The following is a 19,053-nucleotide window of genomic DNA, read 5'->3' as shown; positions in this document are numbered from 1 at the left end:
GCAAGAAACAGCACGGAGTGGGGATATGAAATCGCTTGGCAGCATCCGCAGGGATTTCGCGCCATGGAACGACCCGAACGCCAAGCCATACATCCAGTTCGACAACGTCACCAAGAAGTTCGGTGACTTCACCGCCGTCAACAATTTGTCGCTGACCATCTTCGAGCGCGAGTTCTTCGCCCTGCTCGGCGCCTCGGGTTGCGGAAAGTCGACGCTGCTGAGGATGCTTGCCGGCTTCGAGGAGCCGACATCAGGCCGCATCCTGCTCGATGGCCAGGATCTGCGCGGCATCCCGCCCTATCGCCGGCCGGTCAACATGATGTTCCAGTCCTATGCGCTGTTCCCGCATATGACGGTGGAGAAGAACATCGCCTTCGGCCTCAAGCAGGAAGGCATGCCCAAGCCCGATATTGAAAAGCGCGTCGCCGAGATGCTGAAGCTGGTCAAGCTCGAGCAGTTCGCCAAGCGCAAGCCGCACCAGCTTTCCGGCGGCCAGCGCCAGCGCGTCGCGCTTGCCCGCTCGGTCGCAAAGCGGCCGAAGGTGCTGCTGCTCGACGAGCCGCTCGGCGCGCTCGACAAGAAGCTGCGCGAGGAAACCCAGTTCGAACTGATGGACCTGCAGCAAAATCTCGGCCTCACCTTCGTCGTCGTTACCCACGACCAGGAAGAAGCGATGACCATGGCCGATCGTATCGCCATCATCGACAAGGGCGAGGTGATGCAGGTGGCGACGCCGGCGGAAGTCTATGAAGCCCCGGCCTCGCGCTTCGTCGCCCATTTCGTCGGCAATGTGAACATGTTCGAGGGCAAGGTCGCCGAGCGGTCGGCCAACACCACCCGCATCACCGGACCGAGCGGAGCCCAGATCGTCGTCGAGAACGGCGGCGGTGCCGCCGCCGCGGCCAATGCCGATATCGTCTTCGCCATCAGGCCGGAGAAGATCAAGGTCTCGTCGAAGAAGCCGGCCGATGCCGTCAACGCGCTGGAAGGCGAGGTCTATGACGTTGCCTATCTCGGCGACATGACCGTCTACCACATCAGGCTCGACGACGGGCAGATGGTCCGGGCAAGCGCCTTGAACGCGGCGCGCGTGACCGAGGATCCGCTGACCTGGAACGACCGCGCCTGGGTATCCTTCCGGCCCGACGCCGGCGTCGTGCTGGCACGGTAGGGGGCTGATATGTCCAACATCGCCGTCGCCGATGCCGCCGCCCCATCGACCGTCGCCAAGCCGTTCCTGACGCGCCTGGGTGCCGGCTTCGTCAACCGGCTCGTCATCATCGTCCCCTACCTCTGGCTGCTGTTCTTCTTCCTCATTCCCTTCGTCATCGTCTTCAAGATTTCGTTGTCCCAGACGGCGATCGCCATGCCGCCCTACACGCCGGTGCTCGATTTCAGGGACGGCGTCTCCGGCTTCTTCGCCGGCTTCCGCAACCTCAACTTCGACAATTATGTCTGGCTGACGCAGGACGCGCTCTATTTCAAGGCCTATGTGACGAGCGTCATCATTGCTGCCATCTCGACCGTCCTGACGCTGATCGTCGGCTACCCGATCGCCTATGGCATGTCACGTGCGCCGGCCACCATCCGCCCGACCTTGCTGATGCTGGTCATCCTGCCGTTCTGGACCTCGTTCCTGATCCGCGTCTATGCCTGGATCGGTATCCTCAAGCCCGAGGGCCTGCTCAACCAGCTGCTGCTGTCGCTGCACATCATCAACCAGCCGCTGGTCATCCTTAACACCTATACGGCGATCTTCATCGGCATCGTCTATTCCTATTTGCCGTTCATGGTGTTGCCGCTCTATTCATCGTTGGAAAAGATGGATTACTCGCTGATCGAGGCGGCCAAGGATCTCGGCTGCCCGCCGACATCAGCCTTCTGGAAGATCACCTTCCCGCTGTCGCTGCCGGGCGTCATTGCCGGCTGCCTGCTGGTGTTCATCCCGGCCGTCGGTGAGTTCGTCATCCCCGATCTGCTCGGCGGCTCGTCTACGCTGATGATCGGCAAGACGCTGTGGAACGAGTTCTTCGCCAACCGCGACTGGCCGGTGTCGTCGGCCGTCGCTGTCATCCTGCTGCTGTTGCTCACCGTGCCCATCATGCTCTTCCAGCAGGCACAGGCGCGTGCCCAGGAGCAGGGCAAATGAACGCCACCTGGAGCCGTTTCAACGTCACCTCGATCGTGCTGGGCTTTGCCTTCCTGTACCTGCCGATCGTGCTGCTCATCGTTTTCTCTTTCAATGAATCCAAGCTCGTCACCGTCTGGGGCGGCTTCTCGACCAAATGGTATGTGTCGCTGTTCCACAATCAGGGCCTGATGGACGCCACCTGGGTCACGGCGCGTGTCGGCGTCATTTCGGCGACGGTAGCGACCGTGCTCGGCACGCTGGCGGCACTCACCCTGACGCGCTACACGCGCTTCCGGGGCAGGGTGCTGTTTTCCGGCATGGTCTTTGCGCCGCTCGTCATGCCGGAAGTCATCACCGGCCTGTCGCTGCTGCTGCTCTTCGTCGCCGTCGGTCTCGACCGCGGCTTCTTCACGGTGACGCTCGCCCACATCACGCTGACAATGTGCTTCGTCGCCGTCGTCGTGCAATCGCGCCTGGTGTCTTTCGACCGGTCGCTGGAGGAGGCGGCGATGGATCTCGGCGCAACGCCGGCAAAAACCTTCTTCCAGATCACCCTGCCGGTCATCCTGCCGGCGATCGTGTCCGGATGGATGCTGGCCTTTACGCTGTCGCTCGACGATCTGGTCATCGCCAGCTTCACCTCGGGGCCGGGTGCCACCACGCTGCCGATGAAAATCTACAGCCAGGTCCGCCTCGGCGTGACGCCGGAGATCAACGCCGCCTGCACCATCCTGATCGCCGTGGTTGCGGTCGGCGTCATCATCGCTTCGATCGCCAACAAAAGGCGTGAGGTGCAGCGCCAGCTCGACGAACAGGCGGCGCAGCGCGGCTGAGCATGATCCCGAAAAGCGTGCCCTCGGGCCTGACCCGAAGATACAAGCGCGCGACTATTCGCCCGAAACGCCGCGGCTTATCGGGGAAATGAACGGCGTGTTCCACGTTCCGCCGACGAAGAAGGACGACTGGTTGGGGCCTTGCTGGCCGGTCTTCTGCGCCGCCGCCTGGTCCGGCTGGATGACGCCGCCGGACAGCGCCAGCCCGCGCCCCGCATAGGAGGCGATGCCGGAAAGCCAGATCTTGTATTTCGCCGAATTGGCCTCGGCCTTGTCCAGCCTCGCCACGCCTCTCGAAATGGTTGCCTTCACTTCGGCGCCGTCGATCGGCAGCGTGCCGTCCGAGACATCGTCGAGCGCGAAGAAGCCGCCTTGTTCGGTATGCTTGAGAAAGGCAGGCAGGTTGAATTTGCTGAGCGCGCCGGGGCCGAAGGTCGCCGAGACCGAGCCGTCTGCGTTTTCAAAGATCGAATCCCAGGTCCTGCCCGGTCCCTTGAGGATGACCGAAACGGTGCCCGTGCCGACCGGCACCAGCCGGGTCATACCGGCTGCCGTGCCGAACGCGCCGCCATCGATATCGGACGCAAGCAGCCGGATCTCGACCTGGGTGCCCTCGGGCTTGCGGTCGAAACGAAGGCTGGTCTGGATGTTGCCGCCAAAGGCCGAGGCGTCGGAGATATCGAAGACGGAAAGACCATCCTTGACCTGGGCGGTGGCGGCGACATCGGCAAGCTGGATAGTGCCGGCCGTGGCATGCGCCGCCGACAGCCTGAGATCGAGATTGACCCGGTCGGCGAAACTAGCCTCGACGTCACCTGGCCCAGCCCCGCTCGCCGGCCCCAGCGGCGTGAAGGCGGACAGGAATGACCTGAGGTCGAGCGTGTCGAAAGCGAGCGTGCCCGAGATCACCGGCTGGGCGTCGCCAAGCGATAGGTCCAGCGCGCCCATACCCGGATTGTTGTCCAGCGCCAGCGCGGTGTTCTCGAACTTGACGCGTCCGGCGGATGCCGTGACCTTGCTCGAAATGCTGACGGAGCCGATCGCCGCACTCGGCGCGATGCCAGCCTGCGACCATTCCAACACGCGGCGCAGCGAGGGCGCCGCGAACTTCACCTGGCCGTCGAAATAGGCGTTCTCGGACATGCTGGCCGTGCCGTCGAAGGAGAAGGTGGCGGGTGCTGCCTTGAAAGACAGAGTGAGCGGCGCCGTGCCACCGGCAAACAGCACCAGCGGCTTCGGCGAGGCAGCGTCGAGGGCGACGCTTTCGCCGCGCCAGATCCCGGTTGCCGACAGTGTCGCATTGCTGTTCATCGCCGCCCAGCTCGCCTGGCCGCTGAGGCTGCTCAGGATTTCCACGTCCTTGCCGTTGACGGAAGCCACCATGCGGCCGTCCCTGAACTCAACCGTGCCGAAGGCGTCTGTCGGCAGCTTGTCGAGGTCGGGCTTGGCGGGATCGGCACTGACCACGCCGCGCGCCGTGTCGATGGAACGCGCAATGCGCCCGCCCGTCGGCACGGTGGGCAGGAACAGGCCATCTGCCGTGCGCTGGACCCGGATCGTCGGCCGCACCAGCCGCGCCGTGGAAAACGCCACATCGCCTTGCAGGGCCGCCATGGCCGAGAGGTCGATTTCGACCCGTTCGGCCTCGACGACCGGTGGCGCGTCGGTGTCCGTCCACTTCGACAGCGTCACATCGGTCAGGATTGCCCGGAATTTCGGCCAGACCTCGATGCGCGGCGAGCCGTCAATGGCGACCCGGAAGCCGCTCCACGCGCTCATTTCCCAGGCGATTCGGTCGCGCACGATGCGCGTCGAGGCGATCAGCGGCAGCGTGGCGACCACCAGAGCAATGACGATCACGGCAGCGCCGATCGCCCATACTCCGCGCCGGATCAAGGATGATGGCATCTCGCCCTATATGCTTCCGTTCCGATAAATCGCCCGACAGATATAACCCCAGTCGTCACTACGACTTAGGACTGAGGCATTTCAAGTCTTTATGGCCCGGCGATGGCATTTGCGCACACCTGAGGGTATCGGCCCAACAAAATCTTGCTCTGCTGCGCTGCGATATGCATAAGCGATGACGACCGTGGGAGGATCGATCATGGCTGCCGAAGTACCGCTCTGGACCCCGACACAAGACCGGATCGACGCTTCGCCATTGACTGCTTTCATGAAGGTCGCGGAGGCGAAAGCCGGCACCTCCTTCGCTTCCTACGCCGAGTTGCACCGCTGGTCGGTCGAGGATCGCGAAGCGTTCTGGAGCCTGGTCTGGGATTTTTCCGGCATTGTCGGCGAAAAGGGCAAGCATATGCTGGCCGATGGCGACAAGATGCCGGGTGCCTTGTTCTTCCCCGACGCGTCGCTGAATTTCGCCGAGAACCTGTTGAAGAAGACCGGCGCGGGCGAGGCGATCGTCTTTCGCGGTGAAGACAAGGTCGAGCGGCGGCTGTCCTGGAACCAGCTGCAGGGCCTGGTCTCGCGCCTGCAGCAGCTTTTTCTGTCGCTTAAGGTGAAGAAGGGCGACCGCATTGCGGCGATGATGCCCAATATGCCCGAAACCGTCGCCGCCATGCTGGCAGCAGCCTCGATCGGCGCGGTGTGGTCGTCCTGCTCTCCCGATTTCGGCGAACAGGGCGTGCTCGACCGCTTCGGCCAGATCGAGCCTGTCATCTTCATAGCGCCGGATGGCTACTGGTACAACGGCAAGGCGATCGAGGTCGCCGACAAGGTTGCGGCCGTCGCGGCTAAGCTTGGTTCAGTTCGCAAAGTCCTGCTCGTCGACTATCTCGGCACCTCGGCCGACGTGGCTGCAACCATCGACAAGGCGGTGGCGATGGAAGAGGCGCTGGCGCCCTTCGCGGCAAAACCTGTCAGCTTCGAGCGGCTGCCGTTTTCGCATCCGCTCTACATCCTGTTCTCGTCCGGAACCACCGGCATTCCCAAATGCATCGTCCATTCGGCCGGTGCCACGCTGATCCAGCATGTCAAGGAACACCGGCTGCATGCCGGCCTCGTCGACGGCGACCGCTTCTTCTATTTCACCACGTGCGGCTGGATGATGTGGAACTGGCTGGTGTCGGGCTTGGCTTCAGGGGCGACGCTGCTGCTCTACGATGGCTCGCCCTTCTACCCCGACGGCAATGTGCTGTTCGATTTCGCCGATGCCGAGAAGATGACCTTCTTCGGCACCTCGGCCAAGTTCATCGACTCCGTGCGCAAGGCCGGCCTCAAGCCGATCCGCACACATGATCTGTCCACCGTGCGGGCGATCTCCTCCACCGGCTCGCCGCTATCGCCGGAGGATTTCCGCTTCGTCTATGACGGCATCAAGAAGGACGTGCATCTGGCCTCGGTCTCGGGCGGCACTGACATCGTCTCCTGCTTCGTGCTCGGCGTGCCGACGCAAGCTGTCTGGACCGGTGAGATCCAGGGACCCGGCCTCGGGCTGGCCGTCGATGTCTGGGATGACGACGGCAAGTCGATCAGGCAGGAGAAGGGTGAACTGGTCTGCACCAAAGCGTTTCCGTCGATGCCGATCGGCTTCTGGAACGATCCGGACGGCAAGAAATACCAAGCCGCCTATTTCGAGCGTTTCGACAATGTCTGGTGCCATGGCGATTTCGCCGAATGGACCGCGCATGGCGGCATGATCATCCATGGCCGCTCCGACGCCACGCTCAATCCGGGCGGCGTGCGCATCGGCACGGCGGAGATCTACAACCAGGTCGAGCAGATGCCGGAAATCCTGGAGGCGCTGTGCATCGGCCAGGATTTCGACAATGACGTGCGCGTCGTGCTGTTCGTGCGGCTGGCGGCAGGCGTCCAACTGGACGAGGACCTGGAAAAACGCATCCGAGCCAAGATCCGCAGCGGCGCCAGCCCCCGCCATGTGCCGGCAAAGATCGTTGCCGTCACCGATATTCCGCGCACCAAGTCGGGCAAGATCACCGAACTCGCCGTGCGCGACGTCGTGCATGGTCGCGCCATCAAGAACAAGGAAGCGCTCGCCAACCCGGAAGCGCTGGAGCTGTTCCGGGACCTGCCGCAGCTTGCCGAATGACCCCTACCGGCATGGTTAACGAACTATGTCGCGGGAATTTACCTAGATTTCACGAGTGGTACACATTCGTAAATTTTTCGACGACCAGGTAAGGACTTGTTAAGGCCCGACCCCGATAGTCGCATGTAACTTGAGGGAGAAATCCCGTTCCTCAGCCCCCCGGAGGATCTGAATTCGCTCAAGCCCCCGTTGTGACAGCAATCCCATCTCTTAAGGCGTCCTTTGGGCGCCTTTTCTTTTTTAGGCTTGCTATTCCGCGAGCACCCGGGTCGAGGGAAAAGCGACCTCCACCAGCGTGCCTTCGCCCGGCGTCGAATTGATGGTGAAGCGGGCACGGTTTGCCTCCACCATCGCCTTGGTCAGCGGCAGGCCAAGGCCGGTGCCGTCGCCGCGTCCGCGCTTCAGCGCATTGATCTGCTTGAACGGCTTCAGCGCCTGTTCGATCTCTGCCTGGCTCATGCCGATGCCGGTGTCGCGCACCCGCATGACGACATCGCCCGAGGTCTCATAAGCGGTCGAGACGATCACCTGGCCGCCGGCCTGGGTGTAGCGGATGGCGTTGGACAGGATGTTGAGCGCGATCTGGCGCACGGAGCGCAGGTCGGCCACCACCTCCGGCAGCCGCGAGGCGAAGCTGGAGCGGATGATGACGCGTTCGCGGTTGGCTTGCGGCTGCATCATCGCCACGGTCTCGGCCAACGTGTCGTTGAGCGACACCGCCTCATAGGCCATCTCCTGCTGGCCGGCCTCGATCTTCGAGATGTCGAGCAGGTCGTTGACCAGATCGAGCACATGGTTGCCCGAGCGGTTGATGTCGCGCAGATAGTCGCGGTAACGGTCATTGGCGACCGGCCCGAACTTCTCGTCGACCATCAATTCGGAAAAGCCGATGATGGCGTTGAGCGGCGTGCGGATCTCGTGGCTGATCCGGGCGAGGAAATCGGTCTTCTGCGACGAAGCCCGCTCAGCCACTGCGCGCGCCTGGGTGAGATCTTCCTCAGCTCGCTTCCACTGTGTGATGTCGCGCACGACGGCACAGAAGCCACTGTCATTGGGCAGCCGGCCGATGGTCATGAACAGCGGTATGAAGCGCCCCTGCGCCTCGCGCCCGATCACCTCGCGGCCGTCATTCATGACGCTCGCCACGCCGGGCTCGGACAGGCCGGTGAGATAGTCGCGCGCCGCGCGTTGGCTTTCGATGGCAAACAGCGAGGCGAATGGCTTGCCGGTCACCTCGTCGCTGTCGAAACCGAACAGCGCTTCGGCCGGGCGGCTGATCGAGCGGATGGTGCCGTCGCTGCCGATCAGCACGACGCCGTCTGTGGCGGTGTCGATGATGGTGCGCATCTCGGCGATGCGTGCCTTGAGCTCGGAAATGTCGGGCTGTGTCGGCTCCTCGCCGACTGCGTGCAGCGCGGCGGGTGCTTCATCCTCGCCGGAACGGCGCACGACCAGCATCAGCGCCTTGCCGTCGCGCCAGGGAACTGAGCGTAGGATGGCGTCGATCGGGAATTCCTGACCGTCACGCGTCTTCAGCCGCAGCGCCCGGTCGCTGCCGTCGGAAGTGCCGTCATCGGCATAGGGATCGGCAAACAGCGCGCCGAGGCCGCCGGCATCCTCGAGATCCTCGAGCGTGTCGTAGCCGGTCAGGTCGAGGAATTCGTCGTTGGCATAGTGCAGCTGGTCGCCGGAATGGATGAGCAACGGCACCGGCAGCTTGCCGAGCAGCGAGGTATCAGGGGCCTTGCTTTCATCGCCAACTGAAAAGGCGGAGGGCACGAACCCTTCGGTCTTGAGTGGCGGTACCTGCAGGCGTGGACGCTGGATCTCGGCTGCACCTTGTGCACCGACAGTCTCAGCGGCTGGCGTAGTGACTTGCCCGTCGGAGATTGTCGATGGCCCCGCATGCTCTACGGTCTGATCATCAACCGCGGCAGCTTTCGCGCCGTCGGTCCAATCCTCATTGTCTTCGGCATCGCGAAAATCGGCCGACGTCATGCTGTCATCGTCGTCGGCCGCGACTTGTTCGGCGCCCGCAATGGCCGGTTCGCCGTCAATCGCGGCGGGCTCGGCATCTTCCGGTTCCGCAGCCACCGGTTCAGAGGCCGTGGACTCGTCATTGCCCGCGACAGGGCTGGGCTGGTTGTTGCGGTCGGCGTAGCTAAGCAGCGAACCGGTCATACCGGACGGCGTATCAGCATGCTCCTCGTGAACCACGTCGTCCGGATGGGCGCCATCAAGCCTTGCGAGATCCGCCTCGTCCTCAGCATCCGTCTCGGATGGCTCGGCCGGCACCGCGTCGTTCTCTGGCTCCGTCGCGGGGATTTCGCCGACCTCTGTCGGTTCATGATCCGGGGCAGAGTCAGGCGTCGAGGCAACCTCGCCAGCGGATTCGATCGGAGTTTCCGTCTTGGCGGTCGGGACTTCCGCTACTGTTTTCGCCGCTGGCTCAGCCTGTGTCTCGATCGCCGGTTCCGTTGGGCTTTCGATGCCGGGCTTGTCGGCTTCCGGCGGCTCGGCCGGCGCACTGTCCTTCTTCAGCCGCTCGCCGATCTCGCGGAAGGCGCTGCGTTCCAGCGTCGATAGTCCCTTGTCGTTGGCCGGCTGCCGGTGTTCGGCCAGGCGGATGACCTTGTCGGCAAAGCGCCGCTCTTGTTTCGGCACGATGGTCAGCGCCGGCACCTCGCCCTTGAACGGGTCTGCCGCATTCGGCTCCCCGGCCTTCGGCTCTTCAGCGGGAGGTTCGACGGCTTCCGGTATGGACGACGCTGCTGGGGCCCCGCCATTGGGCACCAGGGCCATGCCGATCGCTTCCGGATCGACGATCGCGTCGCCGGTCCGGGCCACGCCGAAGCCGCGAAAACCTTCGAAGGCGCGGCTGCGGCCATAGACAGGCAAAGCCGCGAGGTCGACGGGTATCTTCAGGTCGGTGCCGACGACAGGCCACAGCACGGAGCGGCCGGACCAGGTGTCGCGCCGCTCCAGGAGGCCGGCGATCTCGCCGGACGCATCAAGACCGAAGGCCGCCGCGACATCCCTGAAGCGCCGGCCGATCACGTCGGCGGCCGGTTTGCCGACGATATCGGCGAATTCCGGCGACAGCGCGCTGAACTTGCCCTCGGCGTCGGTGCGCCAGACGAAGCGCAGTGGCGCCGCCGAGCGGTCTAGCGTCCGGGCTGGGATTGCGGTCGGTGTGGACGGGGAGGTGGCCTTGTCCTGCTCCGCGCTGTCCACCGAAGTCACGGTGCCGATCGCTTCGGCCACGTTTTTTGGTTCCGGTGCGGCAGGCGCGGGTCGCGCGTCATCCTCGCCGGCATGGAAGTACCAGTGGTCGTGCTGTGCCGGCGTGCCGCCCGCCGCCGGCTGATCATTGTCGGCAGCAACCGATGTCGGCCCGGTCGGCTCCGCAATCACTTGTGTTGCCCGTTCCGGCATATCTGTGGCCACCGGATCGGAAGGGGCAGGCTGCTCAATCTCGGCAGTGGCTGGCTCGGCAGTGGCGGGGGACGGCTCGATCGCTTCTGCCTGCGAAACATCCGCCGTCGGCTGATTGTCCTGGTGAGGCTCGGATTCTGCGGCGGCGTTTTCCGCCGCTGTCGTTGCGCCGCCAATCACGTTGATGGGGCTTTCCGTTGCTTCGGGGAGGGTGTCTGCCAAGGCTTCTGCAGCAGAAGCGTTGTCCTCAAGCTGATTCTCGTCGATCACCACCAGGAGATGCCGCTCCGGCGTCAGCCGTGCGAGGCCGGCGGGATAGGAGGTGTTGCCGCCCGGAACGAGGCGCTTGACGATGCGCTCGTCCTCGGCAGCGACATCGGCCACCAGGGCGGCCAGCGTTGCCGGCTGGATGCCGAGCTTCGAAAAGCCGTCCGACGCGGCCTCGACATTGCCCCCGGCATCGATGAAGGCGATGAAATGGCCGTCTTCGGTGAAGCCGCTGATCGCCCGGCTGGCGATCTCGGCAGCACTGCGCGAGCCTGTCTGCGCCGCCGGCACCGCCAGCATGATCGCCTTCTCGCCGTCGGGCAGCGTCACCGCACTTGCCTGGAAGCCGATGGTGCGGCTGGTCATGCCGGTCGCCAACCTGACCGTAGTGCCACGATCGTTGCCGATTTCGGGAAAACCGCTGGTCGCCATGATCTGGCGGCGGGCGATCAGCGGCAGCTGTGCGGAGGCGCCGATGATGGCTTCGATGTCGGGATAGCCGAACACGGCGGCGCCCGGCCCATTGGCCCAGATCACCTGCTCCAGGTCCAGCGACAGGATCGCGATCGCGTCGCCAGCGGCAAACCGCTGGCGGACCGCGTCGAGCACGGCGACGTCGAGGAAGGAATATTCGGACGGCATGCGCTTGGCGAACCCTCACGGAGCGGCGAAATTTGCAGTTAACGCTTTGTTAATAAAAGCCGGACGCGCGAAGGTCCACAAGCCAGAACGTGCAAAGGCTGGTTTCTGGGCTTTTGGTTAACGGCCGGAAAGAAATTTATGGTGCACTGCAACAAAGATATTGCAATGCACAAAAATTGCCTTTATATTGCCATCATACATGAACGAGACGGCTTTCTGTCAAAGCCGCTGCCGCTGAAAAGGATGGAAAATGTCCAGGACCAAAACTGCCGAGACGATCGAAAACGTTGAATTCCCGAGCTTCGACGCTTCCAAGGCCACCGACCAGATCCGCGCTTTCGCCGAGAAGGGCGTTGAGCAGTCGAAAGAGGCCTATGCCAAGCTGAAGACCGGCGCCGAGGAGACCCAGAAGGCTCTGGAGTCGACCTACGAGACCGCCAAGACTGTTTCCAGCGACCTGTCGCTCAAGACCATCGCGGCACTGCGCGCCAATGCCGAAGCCGGCTTCTCGCATCTCGAAGCCCTGATCGGCGCCAAGTCGCTGTCGGAAGTCGTCGAGCTGCAGACCTCCTTCCTGCGCAAGCGTATCGAGTTGACCGTCGAGCAGGCCAAGGACTTCCAGGCTGTTGCCTCCAAGGCGGCCGAAGACGTCTCCAAGCCGATCAAGACCGCCTTCGAGAAGGCAGTGAAGGACATCAAGGCTGCCTAACATTTGCGCATGATCTGAAGATGCAACAAAAGGTCGCATTTTCATAAAAACGATCAGGCGTATGATGGTGGCCATCAAGCAATACCCGGCGAGTGGAACCTCCTCCCTCTGCTCCCCGGGGTGACCAGCCAGCACCTCCTCCCGCTGGCTCGTAACAGGAAAAGGCCGGCACCTCCTCCCGCCGGCCTTTTTCTTTGCCCGGCGAAACCAGCGTCGTTGCGGCGATATGTGGGGAAGTGGCCTTTGCTTCGCAAAAGCCTTGAATTAAAATCCATAAGCCCGTAAGGACGCATCGCCGAACGACAGAGCGGATCACGGAGACTTTCCACCTCTATCCGCTCAGGCAAATGTGCCGTTGTAGCTCAGATGGTTAGAGCGCCGGATTGTGGATCCGGAGGTCGCTGGTTCGATCCCAGCCAACGGTACCATCGGCTGCTCCCATAAGTTATTGAAATTGCTGTGGGCCGACATGATAGACGGCGGAGCAACGCCGGCCGCCCGGGCGCGGAGGGCTCATCCCATCAAAACGTAGCCTAAGCGGCGCGTCGTTGAGGGACATGGAGACCCGAACGGGCCCGACGCGGGTCCACGGCGGTCACAATGTTGTGGTGGTGATCGCAGTAGACGCGATCCGGCGAAGTTGGCCCAGCACAAAAACGGTAACCGCCGGGTACTGACGGGTCTTCGCTCACCGGGAAGCGGCACTGATAGACACCCAACTGAATGAGGGGGACGTCTCTCGAAGTTGATCTGATATTTTCAGGCATGATGATTTTCAGGTTCCTAGTTCATAGCCTTTGCCGGCCGACGGCCGCGGTGCGACCCCGCCGGGCAAGCTTCTCTCGTTTTGGAGGGCTATAAACCAGCATATGGTGTTGGTCGCAGCGTCAATGAAGCCCGAGGCTCTGCTTCTGAAGCCAATAATTTGCGACTTAGGGCCACACCTAGGCGGATAGGAACTCGCAAGCAATGCACCCATCGTAGGTTGCCTCGGGCACCAGCCCGGCCGGGGGCAGCCGTGAAATCACTCTAATTCTTTTGATAGCTCTCTATCGTCCAGGCGTCTCTCCGATCGTATCGCAATCGACGACCGGTCGTGAGTGGCTCCGATAAGTTGCAGGCTGCACCTTAGCGGACAAACCGGCAATTTCATTCACGAGCTTCTTGCGAATGGCGTTCGCAAAGCCGGCTGTGTTCTCGACGGTGACAACGAAGGCGTTAGAACCGCCAATGACGCAACTCTCGTAATACAGTTCGATAAAGTGCGGCCCAAAGCTGTCGAGCGTGTCGGCTGCGCGCAGTGAGATCGCCAGTCCGTTGATAGTCACGCCGCCGGTTGTGAGTGCGTCGTGCACCAGTTGAAGCGGTAGACCGGCATTGTTGGGTCCGTCGCCGGATACGTCAATAACCCTGCGCGGGCTGCGCAAGCCACTCTTCGCGAACAGAGCATGCGCGGCCGACAATGCGCCGGAAATCGACGTTCCACGCCCTTCAGTCAACGGCAGCGCCGCGAGCCTGTCTGCCAAAATCAGAGCGTCGTCAAGGCTTTCGACAATTGTCCACGGCATAACGACTGTTTGCTGACGTGGCCCTGCCCACTCCAGATAGAGCACTGCGATTCTGCCCCGCTCTCCCGACTTGAGTGCCCTCGCGATGTCCGCGTGGCGGAAGGCCCCGACGTAGCCGTCGCGTTGCACTTTTTGCTCAACCTTGCTCATCGAGGGCGATACGTCCACGGCAAGGATCAACTGCAGATCGACTTCGGCCAGATCGTCCACGGGACGGTGGGTCGAGTGAGCCGGTGACGCGATCGCGAACAACAGAGTGAGCAGGCAGGCCCCCGTGAGCCGCAGCACCGATTTTCCACCCGCACATCGAGCAATTTGCACCAAGTCGTCCATGGCGAGCCTCTCGCTGACAAAGCAACTGTCGGTCCGAGGCGTCTCCCGGGTCACGAACGACTTCCGATCTTTCGCCGAAATCTGCGCTCCCCGCCGGTCTGGTTGGTGATGACTCTTCGCAGTGCGAAACCGTGCTAAGATCGAAGCATTGGACTGCGGCTTCGTGCTTGAGGGAACCGGCTTGAATAGCTCGCGCCCCACGACGTTCGTACTCAACGGCGTCACCGCCGATCTGAGCAGCGAGACGTTGCGCGACAAGTCCAACAGGACAATCGCACTACGCCACCAGACCTTCGCAGTGCTTCGTCACCTTTTGGAGAACGCAGATCGCGTCATCACCAAAGACGACCTGATGAATGCAGTCTGGAACGGAATAGCCGTGACCGATGACAGCCTGGTGCAATGCATTCACGAGATCCGTTCGGCGCTCAACGACGATCGGCAGACCGTCGTGCAGACAGTGCCGAGGCGCGGTTACAGGTTGGTCCTTCCCTCAAATGCCGGACCGAAAATGGCCACCATCCTGGCCGCCGAAATGGCCGCTGAGGGCCGGCCGACAGGCAAGGATGAGTGGATCTCTGCTGCAACCTTCCGGGCGTACAGGCAGATTATCGATCGGCTGCTGGTTCAACATGCGGGTCGCGGGTTCTGGAACTCCGAAGAGAGCGTGGTCGCCGAGTTCACTGGCCCTGTCGAGGCGATGCGGTGTGCGAGCGAGATCCAGCATGAGGTCGATCGGCGGAACTTCGACGTTCCCGAGACAAAGCGCCTGCGCTTCCGCATCGGCGTTCACCTGGGTTATGTCGTCGCCGAGGGCGACCACATCGCGGGCGAGGCCGTCGAGGTCGTCGCTCATCTGCAAACCTTGTCACGACCGGGCGGGATTTGCGTCACGGAGGCGGTCCATGCCCAGGCTCAAGACCGACTCTCGCTGGAATTCGTTGATCTCGGCGAGCACAAGCTGAAGAACGTCGCGCGCGCTTTGCGCATCTACCGCGTCCCCCTTGCTTCGGAGCAACCGGTCAGGTCGCCATTTCGCGGTCTCGATGCCTTCGAATTCGAAGATGCCGACCTCTTCTTCGGCCGAGCGCGGGCGATTGCTGCCTGCACTGCTAGACTGGAGCAGCAGGCAGCCGGCGGTACGGCATTCCTGCTCATCTACGGAATGAGCGGTTGCGGCAAGTCTTCCCTCCTGCGCGCTGGCCTGCTGCCGTCATTGACCCGGCCTGGAGCCGTGGCGGGCATAACCTTGTGGCGCCGCTGCCTGATCCGCCTCTCCGAAGGACCGGATACATTCGCTGTGCTGGCTGCGGCATTGCTTAGCGAAGCTGCTGTGCCGGAGCTGTCCTGCGAAGTAACAGCCGCGCAGTTTGCCCTGCTCTGCAGGAGCGTGCCGGATCGGGCGCTGGCGATGGTCCGACTGGCACTTGCGAAGGCCGCCGGGTCGGCCCACTCGCAGATCAGATTGCTTGTCGCCATCGATCAGCTGGAGGAGCTATTCACCACGGAGAAGCAGCCGGCGACGCGCGAGGCCCTTGTGCGGCTCATGGCGGCGCTAGCCGCGAGCGGGCTGGTCTGGGTGGTCGGGGCGATCCGTTCGGACTTTTTTCACCGCTGTGGTGAGATCCCCGGTTTCTCGGCGCTCAAGGACGGCCTCTCCAGCTACGAACTCCTGCCGCCGACTGGCCCAGAGATCGCGCAGATCATCCGCGAACCGGCGGGCGTTGCCGGGCTCCGCTTTGACGAGAGTGCCGAGTTGGGGCGGCTCGATGATGTGCTGCAGGAGGCAGCAGCTGCCGATCCCGGATCATTGCCGCTTCTCGAGTTTGTGCTCGACGCCTTGTACCAGGCCGGCCGCGAGCGCCGAGTTCTCACCTTTGCGCATTATCGCGCGCTCGGCGGGCTCGAGGGCGCAATCGCGCGCCGCGCCGATGAAGTCGTGGACTTGCTCGCGCCCGAGATCCAGGAGGCTTTACCGGCGGTGCTGCGCGCACTCACCACAGCGAGTCCCGGCGATGAAACGGTCACGGCGCGTCCGGCCTTGCTCACCGAAGTAGCAGGCACTCCAGCGCGATCGGCCCTCGTCAGGGCCCTGATCGACGCACGGCTCCTCGTCAGCGATGAGGATGCCGGAGGGCATGTCTTCGTCCGCGTTGCACATGAAGCACTGTTGAGCCGTTGGCCGCGCGCCGGTGACATTGTGAATGCAAACCGGAACTTCCTCGAGACGCGCGAACGCCTCAGGGCCGACGCCCACCGATGGCAGATGGAGAGCAGGAATCGAGAGCTTCTCCTCCCGTCCGGCAAACGTCTTGCGGAGGGTGAAGAGCTGCTGCTGTCAAGGCGGGAGGAGGTCGACGATGACGTCGTTGAATACATCGAGGCGTCCTTGCGTGCCCATCGGCAGAAAGAGGAGAAGGACCGGCAGGCACAGCTGGCGCTGATCGAGGCCGCGGAAGAGGCAAAACGCGAGCGGCTGGAGCGCGAGGCCGAGCGCCGGAGCCTAGCGGCTGCCGCGGCAAACCTGCTTGCCCGACGCACGCGCAATGCCGCGATTGTGGCGATAGTGCTCGCTCTCATGGCGGGCGCAGGTGCATTGGTCGCCTTCAGGGCGCAGCAGGAAGCAAGCTGGCAGCGCGACCAGGCGCTGCGCAATCAGTTTCTTTCGCTGTCGTTTCTTTCGGAGCAGTCCACGGCGATAGGCAACACCGAGGCTGCGATCCTGTTGGCGCTCGAAGCTCTGTCCTCGAAAGACCAGTCCGAGCGGCCATATCTCTTTGAAGCGGAGGCAGCCCTCTACAAGGCTCTGCTGGCGCACCGCCAGATCAAAATCTTCCGGCATGGCGCCGGCGTTGCGGATGCGGCATTCAATCCGGCCGGCGATCACATCGTCACCGCATCCTACGATAAAACTGCAGTCGTCTGGGACATCTCCAGCGGTGCCGAAACTGCAGTTCTAAAAGGTCATGAAGGGGCCGTGGAGAGGGCTGAATTCAGCCCGGACGGGAGCCGTATCCTGACGGCCGCGAGGGACGGCAACGCACGCCTCTGGAACGCCATCTCGGGGGAACAGCTCTTCATCCTGCAGCCGGTAGGTAATTATCCAACGGCAATCTTCAGCCCGAATGGCAACCAGGTGCTGACGGCGGGGGAGAACAGCGATGCAGTGCTCTGGGACGCTCGGACCGGAAAAAAAGTCCTGAGTGTAAGCAGCGACGGATATGCGCGGGCCGACTTCAGCCCGGACGGCCGCAGCTTCGCGATGGCGCGCAAGCACCTTGTTTCGATCTGGAATACCGCAGATGGCGCACTGACGCGGTCAATCCGGGTGAACTCCCGGCCCTACGGCCTGGCGTTCAGCCCGGACGGAAGCCGGCTGCTGTGCGGCCCGTTTTCATACGACGGCACTTCCAGCCTTCTCGATGTGTCGAAAGGAACGGAGATCGCAAAGTTGGCCGGCCACAAGAGCGACATGCAATTGAACGGTGTGATTTTCAGTCACGTGGGTCAGCGAATCGCCACGGTATCACTCGACGGCGCTGCCCGGATTTGGGATGGAGCGTCAGGAACGCTGTATGGCCTGCTCGGCCAGGAGGTTTCGGGTTTGAAGATGGCTGATATCGGTGCGGATGAACGCGATGAGGAGATGAACGGCGCTTTCAGTCCGGACGACCGCTTCCTGGCGACCGCTTCGGTGAATGGGCCGATCCGCATCTGGGACGTTGAACGCGCCTCATTGGTCACGACGATCGCCGGTCATGAATCTTTGGTCGAGCATCTGGAATTCAGCCCGGTTGACAACAACATTCTTCTCACTGCTTCACACGATGGCACCGCTCGGCTGTGGGATGTCGACGGCGCACTGACGAGCACGCTCTCTCATGAATATCGGCCGACTTTCGCGGTCTTCAGTCCCGACAATGTCCACCTGCTGACCGGTGGCGGCGACAGCGTGGCGCATCTGTGGGATGTTGTGAGGGGGCGCGAGATAATCCGGCTCGATACCCATGAGATCGTTCAACGCGCGACGTTCAGTCCCGATGGAAGGCACGTCGCGACGGCATCTCTTGAGGGCCAGGTCCGAATTTGGGAGGTGGCCAGCGGATTCGAGACCGCCCGGTTCCAATCACATCGCGGACTGATCCAGATCCAGTTTGGTCGCGATGGCAAATCGCTTGTTTCGGCATCGATCGACGGCACCGCCCAACTGTGGGACGCGGCGACCGGTACCGAGCTAGCCGTCATCAATACAAGCAGCAAGCTGCCGCAGGCCGTTCTTAGCCCTGACGGACGTCTGATCTTCGCGGCCAGGGAAGACAATGCGGGCCACCTCCTGAAGGCGGATGGGGCTGAGCTTAAGGCTCTTGTGGGGCATCGGGATCGCATCACGGCAGCGGCGTTCAATCCGAACGGTCAACTGGTCGCCACGGGCTCACGCGACCACACGGCCCGAATTTGGTCGACCTTGGACGGAGCAAACGTCGCAACGCTACAGGGACATACCGACGAGGTGACGGTGGTCGCCTTCAGCCCCGACAGCCAGTCGCTGCTGACTGCCTCACGCGATGGAACCGTCCGAATCTGGAGCGTCGCTGGCGGACTGGAAACGGCCGCTCTTAGGGGCCACAGTGGCGCGGTGGACAGCGCCCAGTTCAGTCCCAGTGGTTTGTATGTCGTGACCGCGTCCTCCGAAGATCGCACGGTCCGGCTGTGGGCGACGCAATCGGGGCGCCAGGTTGCCGTCCTTGCCAGCCAGGACGAGGCGACCGTTCGACCGGGCCTTACACGCGCAGATTTCAGTTCCGACGGCACCCAGGTCGCTATTGTTTCCGGCGAAGAAAGGGTTCGTATCGTTCGCGTCTTCCAGACACCCAACGACCTCATTGACTTCGCCCGGCGCACCGTGCCTCGCGAACTCACCCCTTGCGAGCGGCGAAGCTTCTTCCTTCCTGAAGACCCTGCGACTGGTACTTGTCCGGGCTGATGTCGGCAACGGGTCAGATTGCCGCTTGAGCCGGCCGGCAGAGCGGGCAACTTGGCGCCGCATGACGGCCATAGAGGCAAACTTT

The 19,053-nt window shown here is 62.8% G+C and carries 10 protein-coding genes and 1 tRNA gene; 7 read left to right on the top strand and 4 right to left on the bottom strand.

Annotation, left to right across the window (positions count from 1 at the left end):
• Positions 1-25: 25 nt before the first annotated feature.
• Genes DBIPINDM_RS10740 through DBIPINDM_RS10730 form a run of 3 tightly spaced genes read left to right on the top strand, consistent with a single transcriptional unit; the run spans position 26 to position 2,964 of the window.
• On the top strand, positions 26-1,171 hold the full coding sequence (locus DBIPINDM_RS10740) for an ABC transporter ATP-binding protein (protein ID WP_258585695.1): 1,146 nt from the start codon (positions 26-28) through the stop codon (positions 1,169-1,171).
• Positions 1,172-1,180: 9 nt separating this feature from the next.
• Positions 1,181-2,149, top strand: coding sequence for an ABC transporter permease subunit (locus tag DBIPINDM_RS10735; protein ID WP_258585694.1), 969 nt, complete (start codon positions 1,181-1,183; stop codon positions 2,147-2,149).
• Entirely contained in the window at positions 2,146-2,964 is an 819-nt protein-coding gene (locus DBIPINDM_RS10730) for an ABC transporter permease (protein WP_019860323.1), read from the top strand. The genes DBIPINDM_RS10735 and DBIPINDM_RS10730 overlap by 4 nt, the downstream gene beginning before the upstream one ends.
• Before the next feature lie 54 nt (positions 2,965-3,018).
• On the opposite strand, the gene DBIPINDM_RS10725 is transcribed toward DBIPINDM_RS10730, so the two are convergent.
• The gene (locus DBIPINDM_RS10725; RefSeq protein ID WP_258585693.1) at positions 3,019-4,872 is read right to left on the bottom strand and encodes an AsmA family protein; all 1,854 of its coding nucleotides are present in this window, start codon (positions 4,870-4,872) and stop codon (positions 3,019-3,021) included.
• 199 nt (positions 4,873-5,071) lie between these two features.
• On the opposite strand from DBIPINDM_RS10725, the gene DBIPINDM_RS10720 reads away from it, so the two are divergent.
• Positions 5,072-7,030: an acetoacetate--CoA ligase gene (locus tag DBIPINDM_RS10720; protein ID WP_258585692.1), complete on the top strand. Its 1,959-nt coding sequence runs from the start codon at positions 5,072-5,074 to the stop codon at positions 7,028-7,030.
• A gap of 249 nt (positions 7,031-7,279) precedes the next feature.
• Here the strand turns inward: DBIPINDM_RS10720 and DBIPINDM_RS10715 are convergent, their stop codons facing one another.
• A complete protein-coding gene (locus DBIPINDM_RS10715; protein WP_258585691.1) occupies positions 7,280-11,374 on the bottom strand; it encodes a PAS domain S-box protein in 4,095 nt (1,364 codons plus the stop codon).
• A gap of 250 nt (positions 11,375-11,624) precedes the next feature.
• Here DBIPINDM_RS10715 and DBIPINDM_RS10710 point away from each other — a divergent pair, with 250 nt between their 5' ends.
• Both DBIPINDM_RS10710 and DBIPINDM_RS10705 read left to right on the top strand, forming a co-directional pair.
• Positions 11,625-12,083, top strand: coding sequence for a phasin (locus tag DBIPINDM_RS10710; RefSeq protein ID WP_096454195.1), 459 nt, complete (start codon positions 11,625-11,627; stop codon positions 12,081-12,083).
• Between the two features lie 351 nt (positions 12,084-12,434).
• A tRNA-His gene (locus DBIPINDM_RS10705) sits at positions 12,435-12,511 on the top strand.
• Positions 12,512-12,616: 105 nt separating this feature from the next.
• On the opposite strand, the gene DBIPINDM_RS43600 is transcribed toward DBIPINDM_RS10705, so the two are convergent.
• Together DBIPINDM_RS43600 and DBIPINDM_RS10700 are read right to left on the bottom strand one after the other, a co-directional pair.
• A complete protein-coding gene (locus DBIPINDM_RS43600; RefSeq protein WP_416361750.1) occupies positions 12,617-12,850 on the bottom strand; it encodes a GcrA family cell cycle regulator in 234 nt (77 codons plus the stop codon).
• Between the two features lie 282 nt (positions 12,851-13,132).
• On the bottom strand, positions 13,133-13,984 hold the full coding sequence (locus DBIPINDM_RS10700; protein ID WP_258585690.1) for a DUF1194 domain-containing protein: 852 nt from the start codon (positions 13,982-13,984) through the stop codon (positions 13,133-13,135).
• 181 nt (positions 13,985-14,165) lie between these two features.
• Between DBIPINDM_RS10700 and DBIPINDM_RS10695 the strand changes: the two genes are divergently transcribed.
• Positions 14,166-18,968, top strand: a complete 4,803-nt coding sequence (locus DBIPINDM_RS10695; protein ID WP_258585689.1) for a winged helix-turn-helix domain-containing protein — start codon at positions 14,166-14,168, stop codon at positions 18,966-18,968.
• Positions 18,969-19,053: the final 85 nt, after the last annotated feature.

Source organism: Mesorhizobium sp. AR02 (assembly GCF_024746835.1).
Lineage (GTDB): Bacteria > Pseudomonadota > Alphaproteobacteria > Rhizobiales > Rhizobiaceae > Mesorhizobium.
The sequence above is the reverse complement of the archived record's forward strand: the minus strand, read 5'-3'. Positions and strand labels throughout refer to the sequence as shown.